This is a genomic window from Dyella sp., assembly GCF_051962475.1.
In the GTDB taxonomy this organism is placed as follows: domain Bacteria; phylum Pseudomonadota; class Gammaproteobacteria; order Xanthomonadales; family Rhodanobacteraceae; genus Dyella_A.
Genome location: NZ_JBQCCF010000049.1, coordinates 39,232 through 62,764, shown reverse-complemented (window position 1 = coordinate 62,764; position 23,533 = coordinate 39,232). Strand labels below are relative to the sequence as shown.

The window sequence follows — 23,533 nt, the reverse complement described above, 5'->3', positions numbered from 1 at the left end:
CGTGCACCTGAATGGGCTGTATTGCCACCCTTACACGCTCGCGCTGGCGCTGACGAACGCCGTGGTGGTGGCGCAGCCCGTTGGGCGCACGCCCTCGGCGCAGTTGCGCGTCTACACCGACGCCCACGTGGCCGAAGCGCTGCATTGCCATCCGGGCCGCCATCTGTGGCAGGTGCTGGGGCCATTTCCGCCGGCGCACACGGTGTTGCAGCATCGTCTGCGCATGAACGGGTTTCTTACCCGTTGGCTGGAGTACCTGGCCGAGCAGGGGCACTCGGTAGGTACGCTGGAGCGCGACGACGCGGCGCCTGCCCAGGTCGAGTAAACAAGGCGAAAATCAGGCAACAAAAAACCCGCACAAGGCGGGCTTCTCGTTAGTGGCGGAGCGGACGGGACTCGAACCCGCGACCTCCGGCGTGACAGGCCAGCATTCTAACCAACTGAACTACCGCTCCACATCTTGCTTCCAGCTTCTACTGCATTCGCGTTGCGGCGAATTGCGGGTTTCCAACTTGGCGTCCCCACGGGGATTCGAACCCCGGTCGCCACCGTGAAAGGGTGATGTCCTAGGCCTCTAGACGATGGGGACGAATTAAGTTGGTGGAGCCAGGCGGGATCGAACCGCCGACCTCCTGCATGCCATGCAGGCGCTCTCCCAGCTGAGCTATGGCCCCGCCGCTGGAAGCCCGAAAGAATAGGCAGGGGCTGTGATTCCGTCAAGCATTTTCTGAAAAAAATTTTTCGAGACGGCGGCCGCCGCCCCGCTCCAGCACGCTCCCGTGCACACACGTGCCTGCAGGTAAGCTTGTGGCTCACGCCATCCAGGAAGACGCATGCACGAGATCGGCTTCATCCGCGACCTCGCGATCGTGATGATCGTGGCCGGTGCCACGACCATCCTGTTCCATCGCCTGCGCCAGCCGGTACTGCTCGGCTACATCCTCGCCGGGGTGCTGATCGGCCCACATACGCCGGGTGTGCTGGTGGCCGATCCTCGCACCATCAACGACATCTCCAACCTCGGCGTCGTGCTGCTGATGTTTACGCTGGGCCTGGAGTTCAGCATCCGCAAGTTGCGCGAGGTCGGCGTCGGGGTGCTGGTGGTGGCGGTCGCCGAGGTCGGCGTGATGCTATGGATCGGCTACGGCCTGGGCGAAGCGTTCGGCTGGCAGGGCAGGGACGCGCTTTTCCTCGGCGGCATCATGGCGCTGTCTTCCACCATGGTGGCCACGCGCACCCTGTCCGAGAGCGGACTACGCGCGCTGCCGTTCGCCCGGTTGGTGATCGGCCTGTTGGTGGCGGAGGACATGCTCACCATCGTCATCCTCACGCTGCTGACGGCGGTGGCGATCGGCGGCTCGGTCGAGGCGTCGTCGGCCTTCACCTTGATCGGCCACCTCGGACTGTTTGTCGTGGCGGGCATGATTATCGGCCTGCTGGTGGTGCCGCGGCTGGTCGATTACGTGGCCGGCTTCGGCCGCAACGAAATGCTGCTGGTCAGCACGCTGGGGCTGTGCTTCGGCGCCAGCCTGCTCGCGGCCTGGATGGGATTCAGCGTGGCGCTGGGCGCCTTTCTGGTGGGTGCGGTGGTCGCCGAGGCGCGCAGTGCGGAAAAGGTCATGCACTTGATCGAGCCGCTGCGGGACATGTTCGCAGCGCTGTTCTTCGTGGCGATCGGCCTGAAGATCGATCCGTCCATGTTGGCCCAGTACGTGTTGCCCGCCTTGGCGATTGCCGCCGTGGTGATCCTTGGCAAGACCGTCGTGTGCAGTGTGGGCATGTTCGCGATCGGCCACGATCCGCGCACGGCCGTGCGTGCCGGGGTGAGCATGGCGCAGATCGGCGAGTTCTCGTTTGTGATCGCGACGCTGGGCCTGTCGCTTGGCGCTGTCAGCGACTTCATCTATCCGGTGGCGGTGGCCGTGTCGGTGCTGTGCATGGCGGCCTCGCCCTACCTGGTGCGCTCGGCCGATGGGCTGGTGAACGGCATGCGACGCCTCGCGCCGTCGCCGCTGCGGCTGCTGGTGTCCAGCTATACCGGCTGGCTGGAAAACCTCCGCCCGGTCAACGAGAACGCGGTGATCGCCGCCATGTTGAGGCGGCTGCTCACGCACATTGCGATCAATGTGATGCTGGTGGTGACGCTATTTGTCGTGGGCGCCTACATCAACGCGCACAACTGGGCCTGGTTTTCGATGCTCGGGCTGACGCGGGACGCGCGGCATACGGTGATCTGGGCGGTGGCGCTGTTCCTGGCGCTGCCATTGCTGATCGCGGTGTATCGGAAGGCGGAGGCGCTGGGGATGTTGCTGGCCGAATTGGGGATTCGCGAGAGCTATGCCGGGAGCTATACGCGCGCCATCCGTGGCGTGCTGGCGCGGCTGATCCCCCTGGCGACCTTGTCGGTGCTGGCCGTGCTGGTCAGTGCCTTGGGTTCGGCCATCCTTCCGCCGCGCGGGGTCGCCCTGTCGCTGGCCGCGGCCGGGGTACTGGTCGCGGTGGTGTTGTGGCGAGGGCTGGTCCGGGTGCATGCCCGTTTGCAGGCCGCTCTGCGCGACACCATCGCGAAGGAATGAGCGCGGGTCAGGTGGCGTAGCCGCCGGGTGGGAACCTTTTTTGCAACGGACGGTCGCAGGCCGGGTGTCGTTGCCAAGCGTTGGCAGCGGTCGCACAATGAGCGGCCAGCCTCCGCAGCGGAGGCTTGTCCGGCGGTGCCGGCACATTCCAATTGAGGGAGTCTCGAATGAAGCATTTTCTGCGTCCCACGCTCACGACGGCCGCTCTGGCCGTGGCGCTGGGCATGACTGCCGGCGCGCATGCGCAGGCCGCCAAGTCCTCGGCTGCTGGCACGGTCGACAAGACCAAGGCCAGCTACGTGGTGGGTTGGGACCTGGCCAGCTCGCTGCCGCCGCTGGTGCGCAACGAGGTGGATCCGGCGACCGTGGCTCGCGCCGTGCAGTCGGCGCTGTCGGGCCAGAAGCCGACGATGAGCGAGGCGGAATACAAGCAGGTGAAGCAGGCGTTCATCACCAACCTGCAGGCCAAGGCGAAAGCCGAGTACGAGCAGGTGGCGGCCAAGAATAAGGCCGAGGGCGACGCCTTCATCGCCAAGAACAAGTCGGCGCCGGGCGTAAAGACCACGGCTTCGGGCCTGCAGTATCAGGTGATCTCGGCCGGCAGCGGACCGCGTCCGGGTCCGAACGACACGGTGCAGATCACCTACACCGGCACCTTCGTCAACGGTGAGAAGTTCGACGCGTCGGCCGATCATCCGGAGCCGAAGACCGGTACCTCGGTGCCGATTCCGCTCGCTGGCGTGATCCCGGGTTTCCGCGAGGGCTTGATGCTCATGCAGACCGGCGCGCACTACAAGCTGTTCATTCCGTCGAGCCTCGCCTATGGCGCCCAGCCGGGTAACGGCTTCCCGCCGAACGAAACCCTCATCTTCGACGTGACCCTGGAAAAGACTGGCCCTACGCCGGCCGGCCAGGCCCAGCCGGGCCAGGGCGGCTGATCGTCCGCTCGTAGTACCAGCTGAACCGGAAAGGGCGCGAAGTGATTCGCGCCCTTTTTCTTTGGGCGTGTGCGCGGGCGCTGCCTGTTAGAATTTGCGTTTCGATTTGGCAGGGAACTGAGCTGCGATGAAAGTCACCATCTTCGGCACGGGCTACGTGGGCCTCGTCACCGGTGCTTGCCTGGCGGAAATGGGCAATCACGTGGTTTGCGTCGACATTGACGCCGGCAAGGTGGAGCGACTCAAGCAGGGGGATATCCCGATCTTCGAGCCGGGCCTCGAGCCCTTGGTGAAGCAGAACTTTGCCGAAGGCCGGCTTGCCTTCACCACCGATGCCGCGCCGGCGATCGCTCACGGCGACATCATTTTCATTGCGGTCGGCACGCCGCCGGATGAGGACGGCAGCGCCGACCTGCAGTATGTGCTGGCCGTGGCGCGCACCATCGGCCGACAGCTGGGTCGCTACGCCGTGGTGGTCAACAAGTCCATCGTGCCGGTGGGTACCGCCGACCGCGTGCGCCAGGCGATCACGGAAGAGGTGGCAGCCCGCGGCGCGGTGGTGGATTTCGATGTCGTCTCCAACCCCGAGTTCCTCAAGGAGGGCGATGCCGTCGAGGACTGCCTGCGGCCGGACCGCATCGTGATCGGCAGCAACAGCGAGCGCGCCATCGCGGCCATGCGCAAGCTCTACGCGCCGTTCAACCGCAACCACGACCGCACCGTGCTGATGGACGTGCGCTCGGCCGAGCTGACCAAGTACGCCGCCAACGCCATGCTGGCGACCAAGATCAGTTTCATGAACGAGATCGCCAACATTGCCGAGCGCGTCGGCGCCGACGTGGAACTGGTGCGCCAGGGCATCGGCTCGGATCCGCGCATCGGGTACCACTTCATCTACCCCGGCGCCGGCTACGGCGGTTCGTGCTTTCCCAAGGACGTGCAGGCGCTCGAGCGCACCGCACGCGCCCATGGCTACGAGGCACGTCTGCTGGGCGCGGTCGAGCAGGTCAACCACGAGCAGAAGGCCAAGCTGTTCGAGCTGATCCAGCGGCATTTCGGCGGCCAGCTCGCCGGCAAGACCGTTGCCCTGTGGGGACTGGCGTTCAAGCCGAACACGGACGACATGCGCGAGGCGTCGAGCCGGCGCCTGATGGAGATGCTCTGGGCGGCCGGTGCCAGGGTGCGTGCGTTCGACCCGGAGGCGGCGGATGAGACCCGCCGGATCTACGGCGATCGCGCCGATCTGGTGCTGTGCGAGCATCCCTACGATGCGCTCGACGGTGCCGACGCGCTGGCCATCCTGACCGAATGGAAGGCTTTCCGCAGCCCCGATTTCGCACGCATCCGCAGCGCGCTGGCCACGACGGTGATCTTCGATGGCCGCAATCTGTACGACCCGGCCGCCGTCGAAGAGGCCGGCCTGGCGTATTACGGCATCGGCCGCGGCCGCAGTCTCGCACGGAGCTGATCGTGTCCGACGAGCGTCCCGACCTGGAACAGCGGCTGACCGAACTGGAGGTGCGGCTCACCTTCATCGACGACACCGTGCATGCGCTCGGCGCCGCCGATGCGGAGCAGGCGTTGCGCATCGCGGCGCTGGAGCGCATCGTGCGCGACCTGCGCAGCGAGCTGGCGTCGGTGCGCATCGGCGCATCGAACGACGCACGCGACGAGCCGCCACCTCCCCACTACTGAAACAGCACGGACACGGATCCAGAGCATGGGCGATTCCTTGCGCGACCAGCTGCTCAAAAGCGGCATCGTCAAACAGGTGCGTGACGAGAAGCGTCCGCCGCCGTCGCACGGCAAGCCGGCGCGCCAAGGTGCAGGCAAGGCGGGGGCGAAGGGCGTCAGGCCCGCTGGCGAGCGTCCGCGTGATCAGGCGGAGATCGACCTGGCGCGCGCGTATGCCATGCGCGCACAGACCGAGGCGGTCGAGCGTAAGCGGGCCGAACGGGAGGCGGCCGAGCAGGCGCGAATCCGGCGTGAGCGCAAGGCCCAGGTGCAGAAGCTTCTGGACGGCCAGGCGCTCAACAAGGCCGACGCCGACCAGGCGCGGCACTTCGAGTACGGCGGCAAGATTCGCCGCGTCTATGTCGATGCCGCCCAGCTGGCAGCGCTCAATGCGGGCGAGCTAGGCGTGATCCAGCAGTCGGGGCGCTACGTGCTGGTGACCCGCGAGCTGGCCGAGCAGGTGCGTGCCGTCGATGCGGGCGTGGTCGCGTTGCTGGTGTCGCCGGACGAGGCGGGCGAGTCGGACGACGGTGTGCCGGCCGATCTGATCTGGTAAGTCGCTGCCGCCGCGGCGGCAGAACATATCAGGCGGGCAGGAGCGGGGCCGGTGCCTCGCGCAGTGCCGGAAGGTCCCAGCCCGCCTTGGGCGTGAAGCGCTCGCCGTGCTGGCGCGCGAGCTTCTCCAGACGCCCCTTCACTACCTCGGCGCCCTCGCTGCGGGCATAGGCGATCGGGCCGCCACGGAACGGTGCGAAGCCGGTGCCGAAGATCACGCCGGCATCGAGCAGGTCGGCATCGTCCACCACGCCGTCGGCCAGGCAGGCCACCGCCTCGTTGACCATCGGCAGGATCAGCCGCTCCTGCAGGTCCGCCGGTGCGGTGTAGTCCGGATCGACCTCCGGCTTCACTGGCTTGCCGTCCTGCCAGACATACAGCCCCTGACCATCCTTCTTGCCGCGCTTGCCAGCGTCGAGTTTTTCCTCGATACCGGGCGGCAGTTCCAGCCCCAGGAACGGCGCCAGCTCCTTGCCGACGGACGCACACACGTCCAGTCCCACCGTGTCGGCCAGCTCGATCGGCCCCATGGGCATGCCGAATTTCTTCGCCTCGCGGTCAAGCACAGGCCCGGGCACGCCCTCGCTGTACAGGCGCAACGCCTCCAGCAGGTAGGGCATGAGGATGCGGTTGACCAGGAAGCCCGGAGTGCCTTTCACCGCCACCGGCAGCTTGCCAAGCGCCTTGCAGAAGGCGAGTGCGCGCCGTTCGACGGTGGGATCCAGCCCGTCGTGCCGCACCACTTCCACCAGCGGCATCTGCGCCACCGGATTGAAGAAGTGCAGGCCGAGGAAGCGCTGCGGCTGCTTCAGTCCTGCGCTCAGTTCGTCCAGCGGGATGCTGGAGGTGTTGCTGGCGAGGATTTCCTGAGTCTGGAACTGCGGTTCGATGGATGCATACAGCGTCCGCTTCGCCTCGGCGTTCTCGTAGATCGCCTCGATCGCCAGGTCGGCATCGGCCACGCCGCTGCCGTCGACGTCGGCGCGCAGGCGTTTCATCGTGGCCTCCACCTTGTCCGCCGACTTGAGCTTCTTTTCGTACAGCTGGCGTGCCCGATCCAGTGCCGGCTGGATGAACTTCATCTCGCGGTCCTGCAGGGTGACCTGCAGGCCCTTGAGCGCGCACCAGGCGGCGATGTCGCCGCCCATGACGCCGGCGCCGACCACGTGCACATGCTCGATGCCATGCTCCACGCCTGCGCCCTGGTTCTTCAGGCGCTCCTGCAGGAAGAAGATGCGGATCAGGTTGTGCGCGGTAGGCGTGTCGGCCAGCTTCGCCACCGAGCGCGCCTCCAGCGCCAGGCGCTGCTGGATCGAACTCCCGCCGCGCCGCCACACCTCGATCATCGCGAACGGTGCCGGGTAATGCTCCTTGCGCACCTTGGCCGCGGTCTGCTTGACCACCATCGGCGCCAGAATCTGCCGCACCGGCCACAGGTTGGTGGCCCAGGCTTTGGCCCGCTGGCTTAGCGGACGCGTGTACGGCCTGCGCAGCAGCGCGCGTGCCTCCGCCAGCAGTTCGGCCGCTGGCGCGACGCGATCGATGACGCCCAGCGCCAGCGCCCGCCGTGCCGACAGCGTGCGGCCGGTCAGCATGATCGGCAGCGCGTCGGTGGCGCCGATCAGGCGGGGCAGTCGTGCCGTGCCGCCCCAGCCCGGGTGGATGCCGAGCATGACCTCGGGCAGGGCGATCCGGGTGCTGTCATCCTCGGCAGCGATGCGCTGGCGGCAGGCGAGGATCAGTTCGGTGCCGCCGCCCATGCAGGCGCCATGCACTGCCGCCACGGTCGGAAAGGGCAGGCGGGCGAGCTGCTCGAACACGCGTTGGCCATGCTCGATGTTCTCGCGCACGCTGCCGTGCTCGGCATAGGAGACGAATTCCTTGATGTCGGCGCCCACCGCGAATCCGCTGGGCTTGGCCGAGTGGATGATCGCCCCGGCGGGCTTTTCGATCGCCAGGCGCTCGACGATCTGCTCGAGTTCGTCCAGCACCTCGCGCGAGATCGCGTTGACGCTGTTGCCCGCACGATCCAGGGTGAGGGTGACGATGCCGGCGTCGTCCAGGCCGGTCTTCCAGTGGTTGAATCGCAGTCCTTCGAACATGGGAGCCAGCAGCCGCTGAGGAAGGGCTCCAAACCATACCCTCCCGGACGGTCGAATGCGAGATCGGGGCCTGCGCCAGCCGGCGTCGCCGGACAGACCGCGAAGGCGGTCACGTTCGCTATTGCCAATTGCCCGGCGGTGCGCAAACGTACCGCGCTATATGCAGTCCATGATGGCGTCCAGCCCGCCCAAGGCCGGAGTGGAAATCTTCGAGCGCATCCTCGCCGCCCCGGGAGGCCTGATCGTGCTCGAAGGCGGCGATGGCGCCACGCTGATCAACGACTTTCGCACCATCGCCCGGCACTCCGGCCAGGCGGTCTACCTGTGGCAGCCCGACCAGGGGCTGGGAAGCCTGCGCGATGCGCACGCGCGCGTGCCCGGCTGCCAGCGCCTGGGCAACGCGCTGCGCTACATGCAGCAGAGCATGCACTTCGGCGTTTACCTGCTGGCGGATCTCGAGCTGCCGTTGTCGGCGATGGACGCCACCTTGCTGCGTCAGCTGGCCCGCGCGCCAGCCGGACATGTGCGCCGGGTGGTCCTGCTTGATGCGCCGCAGGCGCTGGTCGATCACCTGGGCGAGGCGGCGGTGAAGATCAGCGCCCGGCTGGATCTGCCCGTGCGTCCCAGATTGCGTGACGGGCGCTGGGTCGTCTGATGGCCGCGCCGACCGACATGCTGGTGGTGGCGGCGCACCGCGAACTGCGTCGGCGCCTGTTCGATGTGCTGGACCGCGAAGAGCACGATCGCATCCTCAGTGCGCGCGACGCCGCCCATGCCGCCATCCTCCTGGCTGGACGCGGACCGGTGGCCCTCATCGTGGTCGCCTTCGAAGGGGATGGGCGGGCCTCGCGGGCGTGCTGCGAACAGCTGCGCGCGATGGATGTCTGCCGCGACGCGCCGTTGCTGGCCGTGTTCGCCGCCGACTGCAAGATCGGCCCGGCGCTGCTGCCAGATTCGGTGACCGACTGGCTGGACAGCACCCATCTAGAGCGTGAACTGGTGGCACGCTGGCAGCGTGCCCGCTCGCGTGAGCCGGCCGGCCCCATACCGGAGGGCCGCGTCGTCGCCCCCGCTTCGCCGGAGGATGCGCTGGCCTACCGCTTTGCCTTCGATGACGACGACGGCGACTGCGAATGGATCGTGGTGGACCCGTCCGGCGAGCGCATGCTGGACATCAACGCGGCCGTATTCCGGCACAGCCAGCTGGCGGTGACCGACCTGCTCGGCAAGCCGCTCGCTGCGCTGCTGGCCTTCGAGGGCGTCGAGTGTGACCAGGTGCTGGGCGAGGTGGATCGCCGGTGGTACCCCTGTCAGCGGCGCACGCGGCATGGCGCCGATACCGGACAGGCCAACGCGCGGCGTGTGCGCCACCGCGGCCGGGACGCCGTGGCATTGTCGTTTCGCAGCGACCGCGCCGAGGCTCGCGGCGAGGCGGCGCTGGCCCTGCTCACGCGGATGTTCCAGGCGGGCAACAGCATCGACCCACAGGCAGCCACGGCCCGTCTGCTGATCGACGAGCTGTCACTGGATTACCTCGCGCTGTGGTCGGCCCGCCCCGAAGACAGCGCGGTGCCGTCGCAACTCATCCTGCACTGGAAGGGCGAGGACATCGACTGGCCCGATCCTGCCTTGCAGACCTCGCTGCGCCGGGTGCTGGGCGGCAAGGCCATGCTGCATGCGGACGATGGCCAGCGGTTGGCCGAATACGACCCCTTGTTGCAGCAGTTGCGCCTCGCCGGTTTCGCGGGCCTGCCACTGCTGGACGAGCGCCGCAGCGTGATCGGCGCCCTGCTGGTGGGGCGTCGGCGTGGGCTGGGGCGGATGGATATCGTCGAGCCGGTGCTGCGCTGTGCGGCGGCGCGCTTCGCCCAGTCGATCGAGTTGCGCCGCACGCGCGAGCAGGGGCGCGCCGAAGGCCTGCTGGATGCGCTCACCGGCCTGCCCAACCGCCTGCTGTTCAACGATCGCCTGGACACGATCATCCGCGAAGCCCACCGCACCGGCGAGTGTTTCGCCGTGCTGTTCGTGGACCTGGATCGCTTCAAGGCGATCAACGACACCTACGGCCACGCCGCGGGCGACCAGGTGCTGCGCGTGGTCACGCAGCGGCTGTGCAGTTCCATCCGCGCTTCCGACACGGTGGCGCGCTATGCCGGCGACGAGTTCACGGTGGTGTTGCGACACATCATCAAGACCGACGACGTGCTGCGTGTGGCCGAGAAGATCGTGCAGGTGATGGAGGCGCCGCTGCACCTGGACGGCGGCGAGGAGCTGCAGGTCACCGCATCGATCGGCGTGAGCTTCTTCCCCGATGACGCCGCCGACGCCGACACCTTGCTCAAGCACGCCGACGAGGCGATGTACGCCGCCAAGCATCTGGGCCGCAACAACTTTCAGATCTACGAAATGAGCCAGGACCAGGCCCAGCAGCAGGACGTGGCCCTGATTTCCCGGCTGCGCCACGCCGAACGCAACGGCGAACTGCGGGTGTTCTACCAGCCACAGGTGGACGCGGCCACCGAGGACATCGTGGGCATGGAGGCGCTGGTGCGCTGGGAGCACCCGGAGCTGGGCGGGATCAGCCCCGGTGTGTTCATCCCGCTGGCCGAGGAAAGCGGTCTCATCGTGTCGCTGGGCGAATGGGTGCTGCGCACGGCCTGCGCCCAGGCGCAGGCGTGGGAGCAGGCGTTCGGTCTGCGTCTGCGGCTGGGCGTGAACCTGTCGGCGGTGCAGCTGATGGAGCCGGACCTGCTGGACGTGGTCAGCCGCGTGCTCAAGGAGACCGGCCTCGACCCGAGTCTGCTCGAGATGGAAGTCACCGAGAGCATCTCGATCAAGGAGGTGCCCAACCTGGTGGAGAACCTGCACGGCCTGCACGACCTGGGCTGCCGCATCGCCATCGACGATTTCGGTACCGGCGCCGCCTCGCTGGATTACCTGCGGCGGCTGCCGGCCGACCGCATCAAGATCGACCAGAGTTTCGTGCGCAACATCGGCATCGACCCCGACGACGAGGCGATCGTGCGGGCGACCATCGAGATGGCGCACCGTCTGAAGCGGGGCGTGGTGGCCGAGGGTGTCGAGATCGAGCAGCACTTCGAGTTCCTGCGCGCCAACCACTGCGACGAGCTGCAGGGTTACCTGTTCTGTCGGCCGCTGCCGCAGGCCAGTTTCGAGCGGCTGCTGGGCGAGCGTCAGCGCCTGGTGGAAGGCGAGGGCGCGGCGGCGGCTTGAGCTGGGGCCGGTCGTCCCCACCTCGATGAAGCCGCGGGATGAACTTGCGGCGCTGCAGCGTGTCTGATGCGGCTTCCATCCTCCGCCGAGAATGCGATTGAAGTGGCCACAGCAACCGAGGGGACGGCCCGGATGGGCGACAACGAACTGGATCGGGCGCTGGTCGAGCGTGTCCAACAGGGGGACAAGCGGGCGTTCGACCTGCTGGTGCGCAAGTACCAGCACAAGGTGATCGGGCTGGTTTCCCGCTATGCGAACAATCACGCCGAGGCCGAGGACATCGCCCAGGACGCCTTCGTGCGCGCCTGGCGGGCGATCGGCTCGTTCCGCGGTGACAGCGCGTTCTACACCTGGATGTACAAGATCGCCGTCAACACCGCGAAGAACCACCTGGTGGCGATGGGGCGGCGTCCCCCGGCCGACGACATCGATGCGGAAGACGCCGTGTTCGTGCCCGGCTCCGACCGCATGCAGGAAACCGCCACGCCCGAGCGTGAACTGATGCGCCAGCAGGTGGAACAAACCGTGTTTGCTGCGGTCCAAGCCCTGCCCGAAGAGCTGCGCACCGCCATCACCCTGCGGGAAGTGGAAGGGCTCAGCTACGAGGACATCGCCGAAACCATGAGTTGCCCCATAGGAACTGTGCGTTCGCGCATCTTCCGGGCTCGTGAGGCGATCGACGAAAAATTGCGTCCACTGTTGTCCGATCGCGAGGATCAGACATGAGCAACAACCCCGAACAACTCTCTGCAGGCATGGATGGCGAGCTCGGTAGCGAGGAGCTCCGCTTCCTGCTGCGCCGGCTCGACCACGATGCCGGATTGCAGCAGCGCTGGTCGAGCTTCCACGTGGCGTCGGCCAGCCTGCGCGGCGAGCTTCCGACCCTGGCATCTTCCACCTTCGCCGACCGGGTCATGCAGGCGATCGCGGTGGAAGCCGCTGCCGCGGCGATGCCGCGCGGGCGACGTTCGAACTGGCTCAAGTTCTCCGCCGGCGGTGCCATTGCGGCCAGTGTCGCCGTGGTCGCCTTGATGGCGAGTCGGCCAGCCGGACACTCGGTGGACGCGCCACTGGCTGCGCCCTCGGTGGCCAAGGTCAGCGAGCCGGCCGCAGCGCCGTCACAGGCCGCTCCGGCCGCCGTGCCGGCCTGGCTGAGCAATACGAATGCGTTCCGCTACAGCGAGCAGGCTGCGTTCCCCGCCGGCGACGCCATTTCACCCTACGAGCAGTCGCTGTCGCCGTACCGGGTGAATGGTTACCGCACCCGGCAGAACGCCGACGGCAGCTATCTGTTGCTGATCGATCCCACACGTCAGTCGGTCCGGCGCCCTGTGCGCGAGGCGGCTGTCGCGCAGTAAATAGCGCTCCGCGTGTCCCGTTCCGCGGTGCGCTTTCCAGATGCTTACTTGTTTGCCCCGGCGCGTATGGCGCGCCGGTGGTGTCCGTTTGCCTGAACCCGTGTCTAGGAGGAGATCATGAGTCGTTCCAGCGTGCGTCTGCTTGCCTGCAGCGTGTTGATCGGACTGGCCGCTGCCGGTGGCGTCCAGGCCCAGACCCCCGCTGCCGCATCGGCGGCGTCGTTGCCGGATTTCACCGGCATCGTCCAGCAGAACGCGGCCGCGGTGGTGCACGTGGAAGCGAAGTACAACGGCCGCCGGCAACCCCGCGCGATGCCGGGTGTCCCCGGCGGCGATGATCAGGCGGAGATCCTGCGGCGCTTCTTCGGCATGCCGGCCATGCCTTCGCCCGAGGAGCAGAAGCACACCTCGCTGGGCTCGGGCTTCATCATTTCCGGCGACGGCTACATCCTGACCAACAATCATGTGGTCGACCACGCCGACGAGGTGACGGTGCGCCTGCAGGATCGCCGCACGCTCACCGCCAAGGTGGTTGGCACCGATCCCCAGTACGACATCGCGCTGCTGAAGGTCAGCGCCAAGGGCACGCTGCCGGCGGTGCGCATCGGCGAATCTCAGTCCCTGAAGCCGGGCCAGTGGGTGCTAGCCATCGGCTCGCCGTTTGGTTTTGACTACACGGTGACTCAGGGCATCGTCAGCGCGGTTGGCCGTAATCTGGGTGGCGGCGACCAGCCCTACACCTCGTTCATCCAGACCGATGTGCCGATCAACCGCGGCAATTCCGGTGGGCCGCTGTTCAACCTGCAGGGCCAGGTGGTGGGGGTGAACTCGCAGATATATTCCAACACCGGCGGCTATCTCGGCGTGGCGTTCTCCATCCCGATCGACGTGGCGATGAACGCGGTCGAGCAGATCAAGGCGAAGGGTTTCGTGACCCGCGGCCAGCTCGGCGTGATGGTGCAGGGTGTCAGCGATGACATGGTCAAGGTCTACAAGCTCGATCGCGGTGTCGGCGCGGCGGTGACGCAGGTCAGTCCGGACAGCGGCGCCGAGAAGGCCGGTATCCAGGCCGGCGACATCATCCTCAAGTACAACGGCGAAACGATCGACCAGCCCGGCGACCTGCCGCCGCTGGTAGGCCTGACCAAGCCCGGCACGCGCGTGCCGGTGGAAGTGCTGCGCAACGGCAAGCAGGAGACCCTGCAGGTGACGGTGGGTACCGCGCCGCGCGACCCTGACGCGGTGACTCCGGATGGCTCCGCGCCCGTGCAGACCTCCGGCTCCGAGGCTCTCGGCCTGACGGTTGGGCCGATCGGTGCCGATGATCGCAAGCAGATGGGGCTGCGCGCGGGCGAGGGGGTGCAGGTGACGGACATTTCCGGCGAAGCCGCCGCGCAGGCGGGCCTGCGCGCGGGCGACGTGATCCTGCGGGTGGACCAGCACGCCGTAGGCAGCGTGGCCGACTTCCGCGCGGCGACCAAGGACGTCAAGGCGGGCAGTACTGTGCTGCTGCTGGTGCGCCGCGGCGAGCAGAGCAGTTTCATCGGCATCACGGTGCCCGACGGCAAGTGATGCACCTGTCCCGGCGGCTGCTCGAGGGTGGCCGTCGGGGCGCAGGTGGGATGGCGTTCCATGCGATAATGCCGGGTTCGTGCCGCCATCCCGGGGGCATGTCGCCGGCGTTTTCGCCTGGCGGTGCAAGCTGACAGCGTAGCCCATGGAACTGATCCGCAATTTCTCCATCATCGCGCACATCGACCACGGCAAGTCTACGCTCGCCGACCGCATCATCCAGATCTGTGGCGGCCTGGCCGATCGCGAGATGGAAGCCCAGGTGCTCGACTCCAACCCGATCGAACGCGAGCGCGGCATCACCATCAAGGCGCAGTCCGTGTCGCTGCCGTACAAGGCGCGCGACGGCAAGACCTACCAGCTCAATTTCATCGACACCCCGGGGCACGTGGATTTCTCCTACGAGGTCAGCCGCTCGCTGGCCGCCTGCGAGGGTGCGCTGCTGGTGGTCGACGCCGCGCAAGGCGTGGAGGCGCAGTCGGTCGCCAACTGCTACACGGCAGTCGAGATGGGGCTGGAAGTGGTGCCGGTGCTCAACAAGATCGACCTGCCCACGGCCGACATCGACAAGGTGAAGGGTGAGATCGAGGCGGTGATCGGCATCGATGCCGACGATGCCGTCGCGGTGAGTGCCAAGACCGGGCTCAACGTGGTCGAGGTGCTCGAGGCCATTGTGGCGCGCATCCCGCCGCCCAAGCCGCGCGACACCGATCGCCTGCAGGCGCTGATCATCGATTCGTGGTTTGACAACTACCTGGGCGTGGTGTCGCTGGTGCGCGTGATGCAGGGCGAGATCAAGCCCGGCGACAAGCTTCTGGTGATGTCCACTGGGCGCACCCACGAGGTGGGCGAGGTGGGTGTCTTCACGCCCAAGCGCAAGAAGCTCACGCGGCTGGGGGCAGGCGAGGTGGGCTGGATCACCGCCTCGATCAAGGACGTGCACGGCGCGCCGGTGGGCGACACGCTCACCCTCGCCGGCAAGCCGGCCGAGAAACCGCTGCCCGGCTTTCAGACCATGCAACCGCGCGTGTTCGCCGGCCTGTTCCCGGTGTCCGCCGACGACTATCCCGCACTGCGCGAGGCGCTGGACAAGCTGCGCCTCAACGACGCCGCGCTGTTCTTCGAGCCGGAGTCGTCCGAGGCGATGGGCTTCGGTTTCCGCTGCGGCTTCCTCGGCATGCTGCACATGGAAATCGTGCAGGAGCGGCTGGAGCGTGAGTACGACCTGGACCTGATCACCACCGCGCCGACCGTGGTCTACGAGATCCTCAAGACCGACGGCACCATCATGTCGCTGGACAACCCGGCCAAGCTGCCGCCGGTGCCGCAGATCGACGAGATCCGCGAGCCGATCGTGGTGGCCAGCATCCTCACGCCGCAGGAATACATCGGCAACATCATCACCCTGTGCGAGGAAAAGCGCGGCGTGCAGCGCTCGATCCAGTACCTCGCCACCCAGGTGCAGATCACCTACGAGATCCCGCTGGCCGAGGTGGTGCTGGACTTCTTCGACCGCCTCAAATCGGTCTCGCGCGGTTACGCCTCGATGGACTATCACTTCGATCGCTTCGAGGCCGGCCCGTTCGTGCGCACTGACGTGCTGATCAACGGCGATCGCGTTGACGCGTTGAGCCTGATCGTGCACCGAGTGCATGCGGAGCGACGCGGGCGCGAACTGGTCGAGCGGATGAAGGATCTGATTCCCCGCCAGCAGTTCGACGTGGCGATCCAGGCGGCGATCGGCGCGCAGATCATCGCGCGTTCCACCGTCAAGGCCCTGCGCAAGAACGTGCTGGCCAAGTGCTACGGCGGCGACGTCAGCCGCAAGAAGAAGCTTCTGGAAAAGCAGAAGGAAGGCAAGAAGCGCATGAAGCAGGTGGGCCGCGTGGAGATTCCGCAGGAAGCGTTCCTCGCCGTGCTGAAGGTGGACAAATAAGGGCCGCGACGCGCGTCCGGCCGACCTGCGGCCACGGGCGTGTCACGCAACCTTCCCTTGACGGAGCAACACATGGATTTTGATTTTTCCGCCATCCTGCTCGGCCTGACCGTGCTGTTTGGCGTGGTGTGGGGCCTGGATCGCGCGCTGCTGTATCGCCGCCGCAAGGCGCGGCTGGATGCAACTGGTGCGGAATACCGCGATCCGATGCCGGTCGACTGGGCGCGCTCGCTGTTCCCGGTGGTATTCGTGGTGCTGCTGCTGCGCTCGTTCGTGGCCGAGCCGTTCCGCATTCCGTCCGGTTCGATGATGCCGACGCTGGACGTGGGCGATTTCATCCTGGTTAACAAGTTCGCCTACGGCCTGCGGCTGCCGGCGTTCAACAACAAGTTCCTGGACATTGGCGAGCCCAAGCGTGGCGACGTGGTGGTGTTCCGCTTTCCCGGCTACCTGTGCCGCGATGCCGATGGGCACTTCCAGCGCATCGGCGGCGCGGAAGACGGCACCACGCCGGCCAACGGTGCCGACCACGCCTGCCCGACGCCGCTCACGCCGGTGCCGAGCCAGAACTGGATCAAGCGCGTGATCGGTCTGCCCGGTGACACCATCGAAGTGCGCGACAGCCAGATCGTGATCAACGGCAAGCCGGTCGCCTCCGACGAGCTGGGGCCATACGTGGGCAATCCGCAGCGCGCGGAAGATGCCGAGCTGCTGTACTACGGCGCCACAGTGTGGAACGAGCATCTGCCGGGCGAGACCGGCAAGACCGTCAATCATCTGGTGGCCCGCATGCCTTCGCGCATGCCGACCAATATGATCCCCAACCAGCTGGTGCCTTCCAAGGTGCCGCAGGGCTGTTATCTGGTGATGGGCGACGATCGCGAGAACAGCACCGACAGCCGCTGGTGGGGCTGCCTGCCGGAGAAGAACCTCGCCGGCAAGGCGTTCCTGATCTGGTTCAGCTGGCAGGGCCTGCATACCGGCGGCGTCGCCTGGAAGCGCATCGGCACGCTAATTCACTGATCTGCGACCGCTGGCGCGTGACGAGCGCGCCGGCTGCGGGCAGAATCGCCCTCACCGCGTACGTTGCGACGGCGGGACAGAATCGGGCCGAATCGGCCATTACCGGGGGTTGCCGCCAGGCGGCTTAGCGAGGGGACTATGAAAGCAAAACAGTCGGGCATCACGCTGATCGGATTTTTGATGATCCTGATCATCGTGGCCTTCTTCGGCTTCATGGCCATGAAGCTGGTGCCGTCGTACGTCGAGTTCATGGGCGTGAAGAAGGCCATGAGCCAGATCGCCACCGACGGCGCCAACGGGCGCTCGCTGGACACCATTCGTCGTGATCTGATGTTCAAGATGGGTTTCCAGTACGTCGATGACGCCACCATCCAGCCGTCGGACATCACCATCGAGCGCAACAATGGCGCTTCGACGCTGGTGGTGAGCTACGACAAGCAGGTGCCGTTCATCGCCAACATCGATTTCCTGCTGCATTTCGACAACAGCGTGGCGCTCTCCGGCACCGTGGGTGAATGATTCTTGACGCTTGATTACCGATTCCGCGATCCGGCGCTGGCCGATCTGGCGCTGACCCATCGCAGCGTCGGGCGGCCGAACAACGAGCGGCTGGAGTTTCTGGGTGACGCGTTTCTCGGCGCGGTGGTCGCCGAAATGCTGTTCGAGGTGCACCCGCATGCCAGCGAGGGTGAGCTCTCGCGCCTGCGCGCGCAGCTGGTGAACGGTCCGGCGCTGGCAGTGGTCGCGCGTGAACTGGAACTGGGCGACCGCCTGAAGCTCGGTCCCGGCGAACTCAAGAGCGGCGGCTTCCGGCGTGAGTCGATTCTCGCCGACGCGTTCGAGGCGCTGATCGCGGCGGTCTATCTCGATGGCGGGTTCGAAGCCTGCCGACAGGTGGTGCGCCAGTTGTTCGCCGAGCGCATCGCCGCACTGCCGCGCTCTTCCAAGGACGCCAAGACCCGCCTTCAGGAACACCTACAGGCTGGTGGCTGGCCGCTGCCGCGTTACGAGCTGGTCGCCAGCCACGGCGACGACCACGCCAAGCAATTCGACGTGCGCTGCACGATCGCCGAGCCAATGGAGCTGGACGCCCAGGCCAGCGGCTCGAGCCGGCGCTCGGCCGAGCAGGATGCCGCCGAAAGCGTGCTGGCCCGCCTGCTCGAACACAACGCTCGCGCCTGACGCGCGACCCGACTGAACGATCACTGGCATCCGCGCCGCCCCGGCGCGATGCTAGCCCCCTATCTCGCCCCCAGATTTCATGCCGATGACCGACGAACACGACCTTTCCGACGCCGCCGATGGCGCGCCTGCCTTGCCCCACGACGATTTCCGCTGCGGCACGGTGGCGCTGGCCGGGCGTCCCAACGTGGGCAAGTCGACCCTGCTCAACGCGTTGATCGGCTTTCGCCTGTCCATCGTCAGCCCGCGGCCGCAGACCACGCGCCATCGCATCCTGGGGATCAACACCACCGATGCCGGGCAGATCCTCTACGTCGACACGCCGGGCCTGCATCGCGGCGCCAAGCGCGCGATGAACCGCAGCCTCAACCGCGCCGCGCGCTCGGCGATCAGCGATGTCGACGTGGCCGTGCAGGTGATCGAGGCCGGCCGCTGGACCGACGAGGACGAAGCCGTCTACGCCGCATTGGGCGAGCAGGACACCCCGCGCCTGCTGGCGATCAACAAAGTCGACCTCAGCAAGGACAAGGGGGCGCTGCTCCCGTTCGTGGCCAAGCTCGCCGAAACCCACGCCTTCGACGAGATCCACTACGTCAGCGCGCTGAAGGAAAAGGGCCTGGCCGAGCTGGAGAAGGCGATCCTGGCGCGTCTGCCGGTGCAGCCGCCGATCTACGGCGAAGATGAGGTGACCGATCGCAGCGAGCGCTTCCTCGCCGCCGAGATGGTGCGCGAACAGCTCATGCTGCGGCTGGACCAGGAACTGCCGTACGCCACCACGGTGGAGATCGAGCAGTTCGCCGATCGCCCCGATGGCGTGGCGGAAATCCACGCCGTGATCTGGGTGGAGCGCGATGGCCAGAAAGCCATCGTGATCGGCCAGGGCGGCGCCCAGCTCAAGGCGATCGGCAGTGCCGCCCGCCGGCACATGGAGCGCCTGTTCGAGCGCAAGGTGTTCCTCAAGCTGTGGGTGAAGGTGCGCGAAGGCTGGGTGGACGACGAATCCATGCTGAAGAAGTTCGGCTACACCGACTGATCCCGCGGCGCCCGCCGCCGTCCACGCCATGCGCATCGATCAGCAGCCTGCCTATGTCCTGCACGCGCGGCCGTACCGCGAGACGTCGCTGCTGCTGGAGTGCCTGACCCGCGAGCACGGGCGGGTCGGCGTGGTGGCGCGCGGCGTGCGCAGCGAGAAGGGCCGAGCCCAGCGTGCGCTGCTGGAGCCGTTTCAGCGCCTGGCGATGGATCTGCTGATGCGCGGTGAACTCGCCACCTTGCGCGGCGCCGAGCCGCTAGACGCGCCACGCCGCTTGCTGGGCGACCACGGCTTGGCCGGGCTATACGTCAACGAGCTGGTGGTGCGCTTGACCGGTCGGCAGGATCCGCACCCGGACATGTTCGACAGCTACGCGCTCACGCTGGTGCGGTTGTCCGGCATGGAGCCGCTGGCGTGGACACTGCGCCGCTTCGAACGCGACTTCCTGCAGGCATTGGGCTATGCGCTCGTGCTCGACCACGACGCCGTCACCGGAGCGGCGATCGATCCGGACATGTACTACCGCTACCACGCCGAAAGCGGGCCAATGCCGTGCATGGCCGGCGACGCCGGTGCCCTGCGGGGGGAGGTGCTGCTGGCCCTGGCGCACGACCGGTTACCTGGGTCGGCTGACCTGCAGTTGCTGCGCGGCATGATGCGCGAGGTCATCCGTTTTCATCTCGGCGGTGGCGAGCTACGCGCCTGGCAGGTGCTGGCCGCGGCGATGTCGCGGCGCTGAGCTTCGGCGGGCGGGTTGCCGCTGCTCAGGCTGCCTGCTGTGGGCGGTCCAGCGCGCGCAGCGTCTCCATCAGCACGCTGCGGAAGCGCACCACCGCCGACGCGGCCTGCTCCGGCCGGGCGCCCGTCAGTTGTTGCTGCAGCGCCACCACGTGACCCGACAGCGCGGTGGCGCCGCAGAAGCCGCATGAGGAGCGCAGGCGGTGCAGGCGATCGCGCAGCGCGGTGCCGTCCTGGCCGAGCTGATCGAGCTCGCTGCACAGCGTCAGCAGCTCCTGCTGCAACAACTGGCGCAGCGCGCGCATCGTGGTCGAGTCGCCACTGGCCAGCAGTGCTGCCTCGTCGTCGAGCATCGGCAGGCGGTTCAGATAGGCCGGCGCCAGCGCCACTACGCGCCGCAGGTCGTCGATACGACACGGCTTGGCGAGCACATCGCTGAACCCTTCGGCCAGCAGCAGGGCACGCTGCGCGGTGTCGAGTTCGGCGGTGGTGGCGATCGCCACGGCATCGCGCGAGGCGGCGAAGGCTTCCTTGCGCAGCGTCGCCAGAACCTCGCAGGCGCCAGCCCCGGGCATGCGGCAATCCAGCAGCAGCAGGTCGAACACCTCGTTCCGCGCGACGCCCAGGGCTTCGGGGCCGTCCGCGCAATCGGTCGCGTCGGCGCCGAGCGCGCGCACGGCATCGAGCAGGAAGCGGCGGCTCGCTGCGTCGTCATCGGCGATCAATACGCGCAGGGCGAGGGCGTCGGTGCGCGGTAGCGATGCCGCGGAAGGGAGCGTGTGCGTCATGACGAAATCCTTGTCGTTCAGCAGAGTTTGGCAGAATGGCGGGACATGGGTGCCTTATCAAGCCGTCTTCCGTGGGTTCTGTTGCTGGTTCTGTCGCTGCTGCTCGCCGCGCCGGCGCATGCGGGCGCGAGCCTGGCCGCCAAGTCGGTCACGGTACCGGGAGCCACCCTGCAGCAGCTCTCGCTGGCAGTGACACCGGTCGATGCCGGCGGGCTGCGCATGCAGATGGACGCCGCGCGGGTCGACGTGCCGGCGATGGGCTGGCGGCGGGTCGGACTGCATCTCGATGCCGTGCTGCAGCGCGACCCGCATGGGCGCTGGTCGTTTGACGGGCCGCTGCAACTCAAGCGCGCACCCGGCGCCGCGCTGGGCGATGCCACGGTCAGCCTGCAGATCGACCCGGCCGCCAACACCGTGCTGGTCGACCTGCGCCAGGGCAAGGCGCAAGCGACCACCTTTGTGCCGCTGGATCAGCCGACCCACGCCCAGATCGAGTTGAAGAGCCTGCCGTTCGCCTGGCTGCAGGGATTGATGAGCACGGTGTGGTCCGGCCGTGCCACCGGTGGCCGGGTCAACGCAGTGCTGGCGCTCGATCAGCGCGAGCGCGGCATCCAGGCTTCCGGCCAGTTCGATCTGGACGCGCTGGGCTTCGATTCTCCCGCGGGCACGCTCGCTGCCCAAGCGCTCGGCGCGGGCGGCCGATTCGTGCTGAACACGGCCGAAGGGCCTGCCGATATCCACCTGGAGAGCACGCTGCGCGGCGGCGAAGTACTGCTCGGACCGATCTACGCCAAGCTGCCGGACCACGCGGTGCAACTGTCGCTCGACGCCCAGGCGCAGGCCGGTGCGGTCACCGTGAGCCGGTTGCGGGTGGGCGACCCCGATGCCATGCAGCTCAAGGGCGCCATGGCGTTCAACGCCAAGGGCGATCTGTCTTCGCTCAACCTGAGCCAGTTGCAGCTGAGCCTGCCGACCGCCTACCAGCGCTACGGGCGGGCCTGGCTGGCGAGCTTCGGGCTGCGCGACATGACGGCGCGCGGACAGCTCTCCGCCACCGTGGACCTGCGCCGCGACGGCCTGAACGCGTTCACCTTCACCACCTCCGGCCTGGATCTGGCCGATGCCGATGGCCGGCTCGCAATCGCCGGCCTGAAAGGCGGGCTCGACTGGAGCCGCGACGGCGCGCGACCGGGCACCGACCTGAGCTGGCAGCGCCTGGGCGTCTATCGCCTCATGCATGGTCCGGCCACATCGCGCTGGCACAGCAGCGACGGCGTGCTTTCGCTGCAGCGGCCGATCAGCATGAGCCTGCTGGGCGGACAGGTGCGCATCAGCGCGCTCGACTGGGCCCCCGCGGCCGCCCGCGGGCAGCGGCTGGAGACCTCGATGGCGGTCACCGGTGTCGACATGGCCGCCTTCAGCCAGACCATGGGCTGGCCGCAGTTCCCCGGCACGCTCGGTGGCGCGATCACCGGCCTGACCATCAGCGGCGATCAACTCGTGCTCGATGGCGGACTGTCGCTCAACGTGTTCGGCGGCTTCGTCGATGTCACCGGGCTGGCCTTGCAGCAGCCGTTTGGCGACAACCCCGTGCTGGCCGGCAACATCGCGCTGCGCCAGCTCGACCTGGGCGCCATTACCAGCGTGTTCGACTTCGGCTCCATCACCGGCCCGCTCGATGGTCATATCGACGGCCTGCGGCTGGTGAACTGGCAGCCGGTGGCGTTCGACGCGCAACTGCTGGCCAGCCAGGGCGGCCGGATCAGCCAGCGCGCGGTGAACAACCTCACCTCGGTCGGCGGCGGTGGCATGGCGGCGGGCCTGCAGGGCGCGGTGCTGAAGCTGTTCAAGACCTTCGGCTACGACCGCATCGGCCTGAACTGCCGGTTGCAGGGGGCGGTGTGCCACATGAGCGGGCTGGAGCCGACCGCGGACGGCTACACTATTGTGGATGGCAGCGGTCTGCCGCACCTCGAGGTGATCGGACACCAGGCCGAGGTCGACTGGCCCACGCTGATCCGCCGGCTGAAGGCCGCCATCGAAGGCAACGCGCCGCAGGTGCGCTGAGCGGCCACCCCGCACCCCCACCCATGGAGCTGATCATGCGCAAGATTGTTTATGGATTGCTGGCCACCGTCATGGTCGCCCTGGTCGGTTGCGTCACGATCAACGTCTATTTCCCGGAAGCGGCGGCCCAGAAGGCTGCCGACCAGTTCATCGGCACCGTGCTGGACAACGCGGGCAAGCCTGTGCCCAAGAGCGACACGCCGCCGCCACCGGCCAAGCCCGGCCCGTCAGCCATGCTGCTGGACTTGCTCGTTCCGGCGGCCTATGCCGGCGATGCGCCGAACATCCGTATCCAGAACGCCACGACCGAGTCGATCCGCCAGCGCATGCAGTCGCGCTTCCAGGGTGGGCTGGGCGACCTGTTCAAGAGCGGCGCAGTGGGCTTCACGCATGACGGAATGGTCGCCGTGCGCGATGCCTCCAAGGTGCCGCTGAGCCAGCGTGCCCAGGTCAACGCCACCGTAGCGGAAGAAAATCGCGACCGCGCCGCGCTGTATCGCGAAGTGGCCAGCGCCAACGGTCATCCGGAGTGGGAGGCGCAGATCCGCGCCACCTTCGCCAAGGGCTGGATCGAGCGCGCACCGGCCGGCTGGTATTATCAGGACGCTGCGGGCGCCTGGAAGCGCAAATAAGCGTCCGCGGGTCCCATCCGCATCCCGCGCCCGGGTCCCTCGACCCGGGCGCCTTGTTTTTGAGC

General features: G+C 67.4%; 21 protein-coding genes and 3 tRNA genes. 19 read left to right on the top strand and 5 right to left on the bottom strand.

The annotated features are described in order from the left end of the window. Positions 1-325 (top strand): DUF1249 domain-containing protein (locus tag ACTHJF_RS11180; RefSeq protein ID WP_440267171.1); only part of this gene is annotated, 325 nt, incomplete at its 5' end. 53 nt (positions 326-378) lie between these two features. On the opposite strand, the gene ACTHJF_RS11175 is transcribed toward ACTHJF_RS11180, so the two are convergent. The 3 genes from ACTHJF_RS11175 to ACTHJF_RS11165 all read right to left on the bottom strand — a co-directional run bounded on the left by ACTHJF_RS11175 (position 379) and on the right by ACTHJF_RS11165 (position 674). After that, positions 379-455, bottom strand: a tRNA-Asp gene (locus ACTHJF_RS11175). 58 nt (positions 456-513) lie between these two features. Beyond that, positions 514-589, bottom strand: a tRNA-Glu gene (locus ACTHJF_RS11170). 9 nt (positions 590-598) lie between these two features. Beyond that, positions 599-674, bottom strand: a tRNA-Ala gene (locus ACTHJF_RS11165). A gap of 159 nt (positions 675-833) precedes the next feature. Between ACTHJF_RS11165 and ACTHJF_RS11160 the strand changes: the two genes are divergently transcribed. The 5 genes from ACTHJF_RS11160 to ACTHJF_RS11140 all read left to right on the top strand — a co-directional run bounded on the left by ACTHJF_RS11160 (position 834) and on the right by ACTHJF_RS11140 (position 5,804). Beyond that, on the top strand, positions 834-2,576 hold the full coding sequence (locus ACTHJF_RS11160; RefSeq protein ID WP_440267170.1) for a cation:proton antiporter: 1,743 nt from the start codon (positions 834-836) through the stop codon (positions 2,574-2,576). A gap of 167 nt (positions 2,577-2,743) precedes the next feature. Beyond that, complete coding sequence (locus ACTHJF_RS11155) at positions 2,744-3,514, top strand: FKBP-type peptidyl-prolyl cis-trans isomerase N-terminal domain-containing protein (protein ID WP_431636765.1); 771 nt, start codon at positions 2,744-2,746, stop codon at positions 3,512-3,514. A gap of 127 nt (positions 3,515-3,641) precedes the next feature. Then, a complete protein-coding gene (locus ACTHJF_RS11150; RefSeq protein WP_440267169.1) occupies positions 3,642-4,982 on the top strand; it encodes a UDP-glucose dehydrogenase family protein in 1,341 nt (446 codons plus the stop codon). A gap of 2 nt (positions 4,983-4,984) precedes the next feature. Then, entirely contained in the window at positions 4,985-5,209 is a 225-nt protein-coding gene (locus ACTHJF_RS11145) for a SlyX family protein (protein ID WP_440267168.1), read from the top strand. Between the two features lie 25 nt (positions 5,210-5,234). Continuing rightward, a complete protein-coding gene (locus ACTHJF_RS11140) occupies positions 5,235-5,804 on the top strand; it encodes a DUF2058 domain-containing protein (protein ID WP_440267167.1) in 570 nt (189 codons plus the stop codon). 28 nt (positions 5,805-5,832) lie between these two features. Here ACTHJF_RS11140 and ACTHJF_RS11135 read toward each other — a convergent pair whose 3' ends face one another. Continuing rightward, a complete protein-coding gene (locus ACTHJF_RS11135; protein WP_440267166.1) occupies positions 5,833-7,905 on the bottom strand; it encodes a 3-hydroxyacyl-CoA dehydrogenase NAD-binding domain-containing protein in 2,073 nt (690 codons plus the stop codon). 160 nt (positions 7,906-8,065) lie between these two features. Here ACTHJF_RS11135 and ACTHJF_RS11130 point away from each other — a divergent pair, with 160 nt between their 5' ends. The 11 genes from ACTHJF_RS11130 to recO all read left to right on the top strand — a co-directional run bounded on the left by ACTHJF_RS11130 (position 8,066) and on the right by recO (position 19,982). After that, a complete protein-coding gene (locus ACTHJF_RS11130) occupies positions 8,066-8,560 on the top strand; it encodes a hypothetical protein (protein ID WP_431636772.1) in 495 nt (164 codons plus the stop codon). After that, positions 8,560-11,139 (top strand): putative bifunctional diguanylate cyclase/phosphodiesterase, encoded by a 2,580-nt coding sequence (locus tag ACTHJF_RS11125; RefSeq protein ID WP_440267165.1) that lies wholly within the window; start codon positions 8,560-8,562, stop codon positions 11,137-11,139. The genes ACTHJF_RS11130 and ACTHJF_RS11125 overlap by 1 nt, the downstream gene beginning before the upstream one ends. 132 nt (positions 11,140-11,271) lie before the next feature. After that, positions 11,272-11,865, top strand: a complete 594-nt coding sequence (gene rpoE, locus ACTHJF_RS11120) for an RNA polymerase sigma factor RpoE (protein ID WP_431636776.1) — start codon at positions 11,272-11,274, stop codon at positions 11,863-11,865. Then, the gene (locus ACTHJF_RS11115; RefSeq protein WP_440267164.1) at positions 11,862-12,497 is read left to right on the top strand and encodes a sigma-E factor negative regulatory protein; all 636 of its coding nucleotides are present in this window, start codon (positions 11,862-11,864) and stop codon (positions 12,495-12,497) included. The genes rpoE and ACTHJF_RS11115 overlap by 4 nt, the downstream gene beginning before the upstream one ends. 117 nt (positions 12,498-12,614) lie before the next feature. After that, positions 12,615-14,069: a Do family serine endopeptidase gene (locus ACTHJF_RS11110; RefSeq protein WP_440267163.1), complete on the top strand. Its 1,455-nt coding sequence runs from the start codon at positions 12,615-12,617 to the stop codon at positions 14,067-14,069. A gap of 145 nt (positions 14,070-14,214) precedes the next feature. Continuing rightward, positions 14,215-16,005, top strand: a complete 1,791-nt coding sequence (gene lepA, locus ACTHJF_RS11105; protein WP_431636781.1) for a translation elongation factor 4 — start codon at positions 14,215-14,217, stop codon at positions 16,003-16,005. A 72-nt stretch (positions 16,006-16,077) separates the two neighbouring features. Beyond that, positions 16,078-17,028: a signal peptidase I gene (gene lepB / locus ACTHJF_RS11100; RefSeq protein ID WP_440267162.1), complete on the top strand. Its 951-nt coding sequence runs from the start codon at positions 16,078-16,080 to the stop codon at positions 17,026-17,028. 138 nt (positions 17,029-17,166) lie between these two features. After that, positions 17,167-17,547, top strand: coding sequence for a DUF4845 domain-containing protein (locus ACTHJF_RS11095; RefSeq protein WP_440267161.1), 381 nt, complete (start codon positions 17,167-17,169; stop codon positions 17,545-17,547). A 3-nt stretch (positions 17,548-17,550) separates the two neighbouring features. After that, positions 17,551-18,210, top strand: a complete 660-nt coding sequence (gene rnc, locus ACTHJF_RS11090) for a ribonuclease III (protein ID WP_440267160.1) — start codon at positions 17,551-17,553, stop codon at positions 18,208-18,210. An 85-nt stretch (positions 18,211-18,295) separates the two neighbouring features. Next, on the top strand, positions 18,296-19,243 hold the full coding sequence (era, locus tag ACTHJF_RS11085; protein WP_440255722.1) for a GTPase Era: 948 nt from the start codon (positions 18,296-18,298) through the stop codon (positions 19,241-19,243). A 28-nt stretch (positions 19,244-19,271) separates the two neighbouring features. Then, on the top strand, positions 19,272-19,982 hold the full coding sequence (gene recO / locus ACTHJF_RS11080) for a DNA repair protein RecO (protein ID WP_440267159.1): 711 nt from the start codon (positions 19,272-19,274) through the stop codon (positions 19,980-19,982). 25 nt (positions 19,983-20,007) lie between these two features. Here the strand turns inward: recO and ACTHJF_RS11075 are convergent, their stop codons facing one another. Continuing rightward, positions 20,008-20,769, bottom strand: coding sequence for a response regulator (locus ACTHJF_RS11075; protein WP_440267158.1), 762 nt, complete (start codon positions 20,767-20,769; stop codon positions 20,008-20,010). A 45-nt stretch (positions 20,770-20,814) separates the two neighbouring features. Between ACTHJF_RS11075 and ACTHJF_RS11070 the strand changes: the two genes are divergently transcribed. Further along, a complete protein-coding gene (locus ACTHJF_RS11070) occupies positions 20,815-22,836 on the top strand; it encodes a hypothetical protein (protein ID WP_440267157.1) in 2,022 nt (673 codons plus the stop codon). A 35-nt stretch (positions 22,837-22,871) separates the two neighbouring features. Then, complete coding sequence (locus ACTHJF_RS11065; RefSeq protein WP_440255715.1) at positions 22,872-23,468, top strand: YdbL family protein; 597 nt, start codon at positions 22,872-22,874, stop codon at positions 23,466-23,468. Positions 23,469-23,533 lie beyond the last annotated feature (65 nt).

What these genes read in the sequence shown, in the direction of transcription:
- ACTHJF_RS11095 (WP_440267161.1), top strand. Translation starts at nt 17,167, where the DNA reads ATGAAAGCAAAACAGTCGGGCATCACGCTGATCGGATTTTTGATGATC.
- ACTHJF_RS11125 (WP_440267165.1), top strand. Translation starts at nt 8,560, where the DNA reads ATGGCCGCGCCGACCGACATGCTGGTGGTGGCGGCGCACCGCGAACTG.
- ACTHJF_RS11140 (WP_440267167.1), top strand. Translation starts at nt 5,235, where the DNA reads ATGGGCGATTCCTTGCGCGACCAGCTGCTCAAAAGCGGCATCGTCAAA.
- era (WP_440255722.1), top strand. Translation starts at nt 18,296, where the DNA reads ATGACCGACGAACACGACCTTTCCGACGCCGCCGATGGCGCGCCTGCC.
- lepA (WP_431636781.1), top strand. Translation starts at nt 14,215, where the DNA reads ATGGAACTGATCCGCAATTTCTCCATCATCGCGCACATCGACCACGGC.
- recO (WP_440267159.1), top strand. Translation starts at nt 19,272, where the DNA reads ATGCGCATCGATCAGCAGCCTGCCTATGTCCTGCACGCGCGGCCGTAC.
- lepB (WP_440267162.1), top strand. Translation starts at nt 16,078, where the DNA reads ATGGATTTTGATTTTTCCGCCATCCTGCTCGGCCTGACCGTGCTGTTT.
- ACTHJF_RS11110 (WP_440267163.1), top strand. Translation starts at nt 12,615, where the DNA reads ATGAGTCGTTCCAGCGTGCGTCTGCTTGCCTGCAGCGTGTTGATCGGA.
- ACTHJF_RS11075 (WP_440267158.1), bottom strand. Translation starts at nt 20,769, where the DNA reads ATGACGCACACGCTCCCTTCCGCGGCATCGCTACCGCGCACCGACGCC.
- ACTHJF_RS11155 (WP_431636765.1), top strand. Translation starts at nt 2,744, where the DNA reads ATGAAGCATTTTCTGCGTCCCACGCTCACGACGGCCGCTCTGGCCGTG.
- ACTHJF_RS11160 (WP_440267170.1), top strand. Translation starts at nt 834, where the DNA reads ATGCACGAGATCGGCTTCATCCGCGACCTCGCGATCGTGATGATCGTG.
- ACTHJF_RS11115 (WP_440267164.1), top strand. Translation starts at nt 11,862, where the DNA reads ATGAGCAACAACCCCGAACAACTCTCTGCAGGCATGGATGGCGAGCTC.
- rpoE (WP_431636776.1), top strand. Translation starts at nt 11,272, where the DNA reads ATGGGCGACAACGAACTGGATCGGGCGCTGGTCGAGCGTGTCCAACAG.
- ACTHJF_RS11070 (WP_440267157.1), top strand. Translation starts at nt 20,815, where the DNA reads ATGGGTGCCTTATCAAGCCGTCTTCCGTGGGTTCTGTTGCTGGTTCTG.
- ACTHJF_RS11065 (WP_440255715.1), top strand. Translation starts at nt 22,872, where the DNA reads ATGCGCAAGATTGTTTATGGATTGCTGGCCACCGTCATGGTCGCCCTG.
- ACTHJF_RS11135 (WP_440267166.1), bottom strand. Translation starts at nt 7,905, where the DNA reads ATGTTCGAAGGACTGCGATTCAACCACTGGAAGACCGGCCTGGACGAC.
- ACTHJF_RS11150 (WP_440267169.1), top strand. Translation starts at nt 3,642, where the DNA reads ATGAAAGTCACCATCTTCGGCACGGGCTACGTGGGCCTCGTCACCGGT.
- ACTHJF_RS11130 (WP_431636772.1), top strand. Translation starts at nt 8,066, where the DNA reads ATGCAGTCCATGATGGCGTCCAGCCCGCCCAAGGCCGGAGTGGAAATC.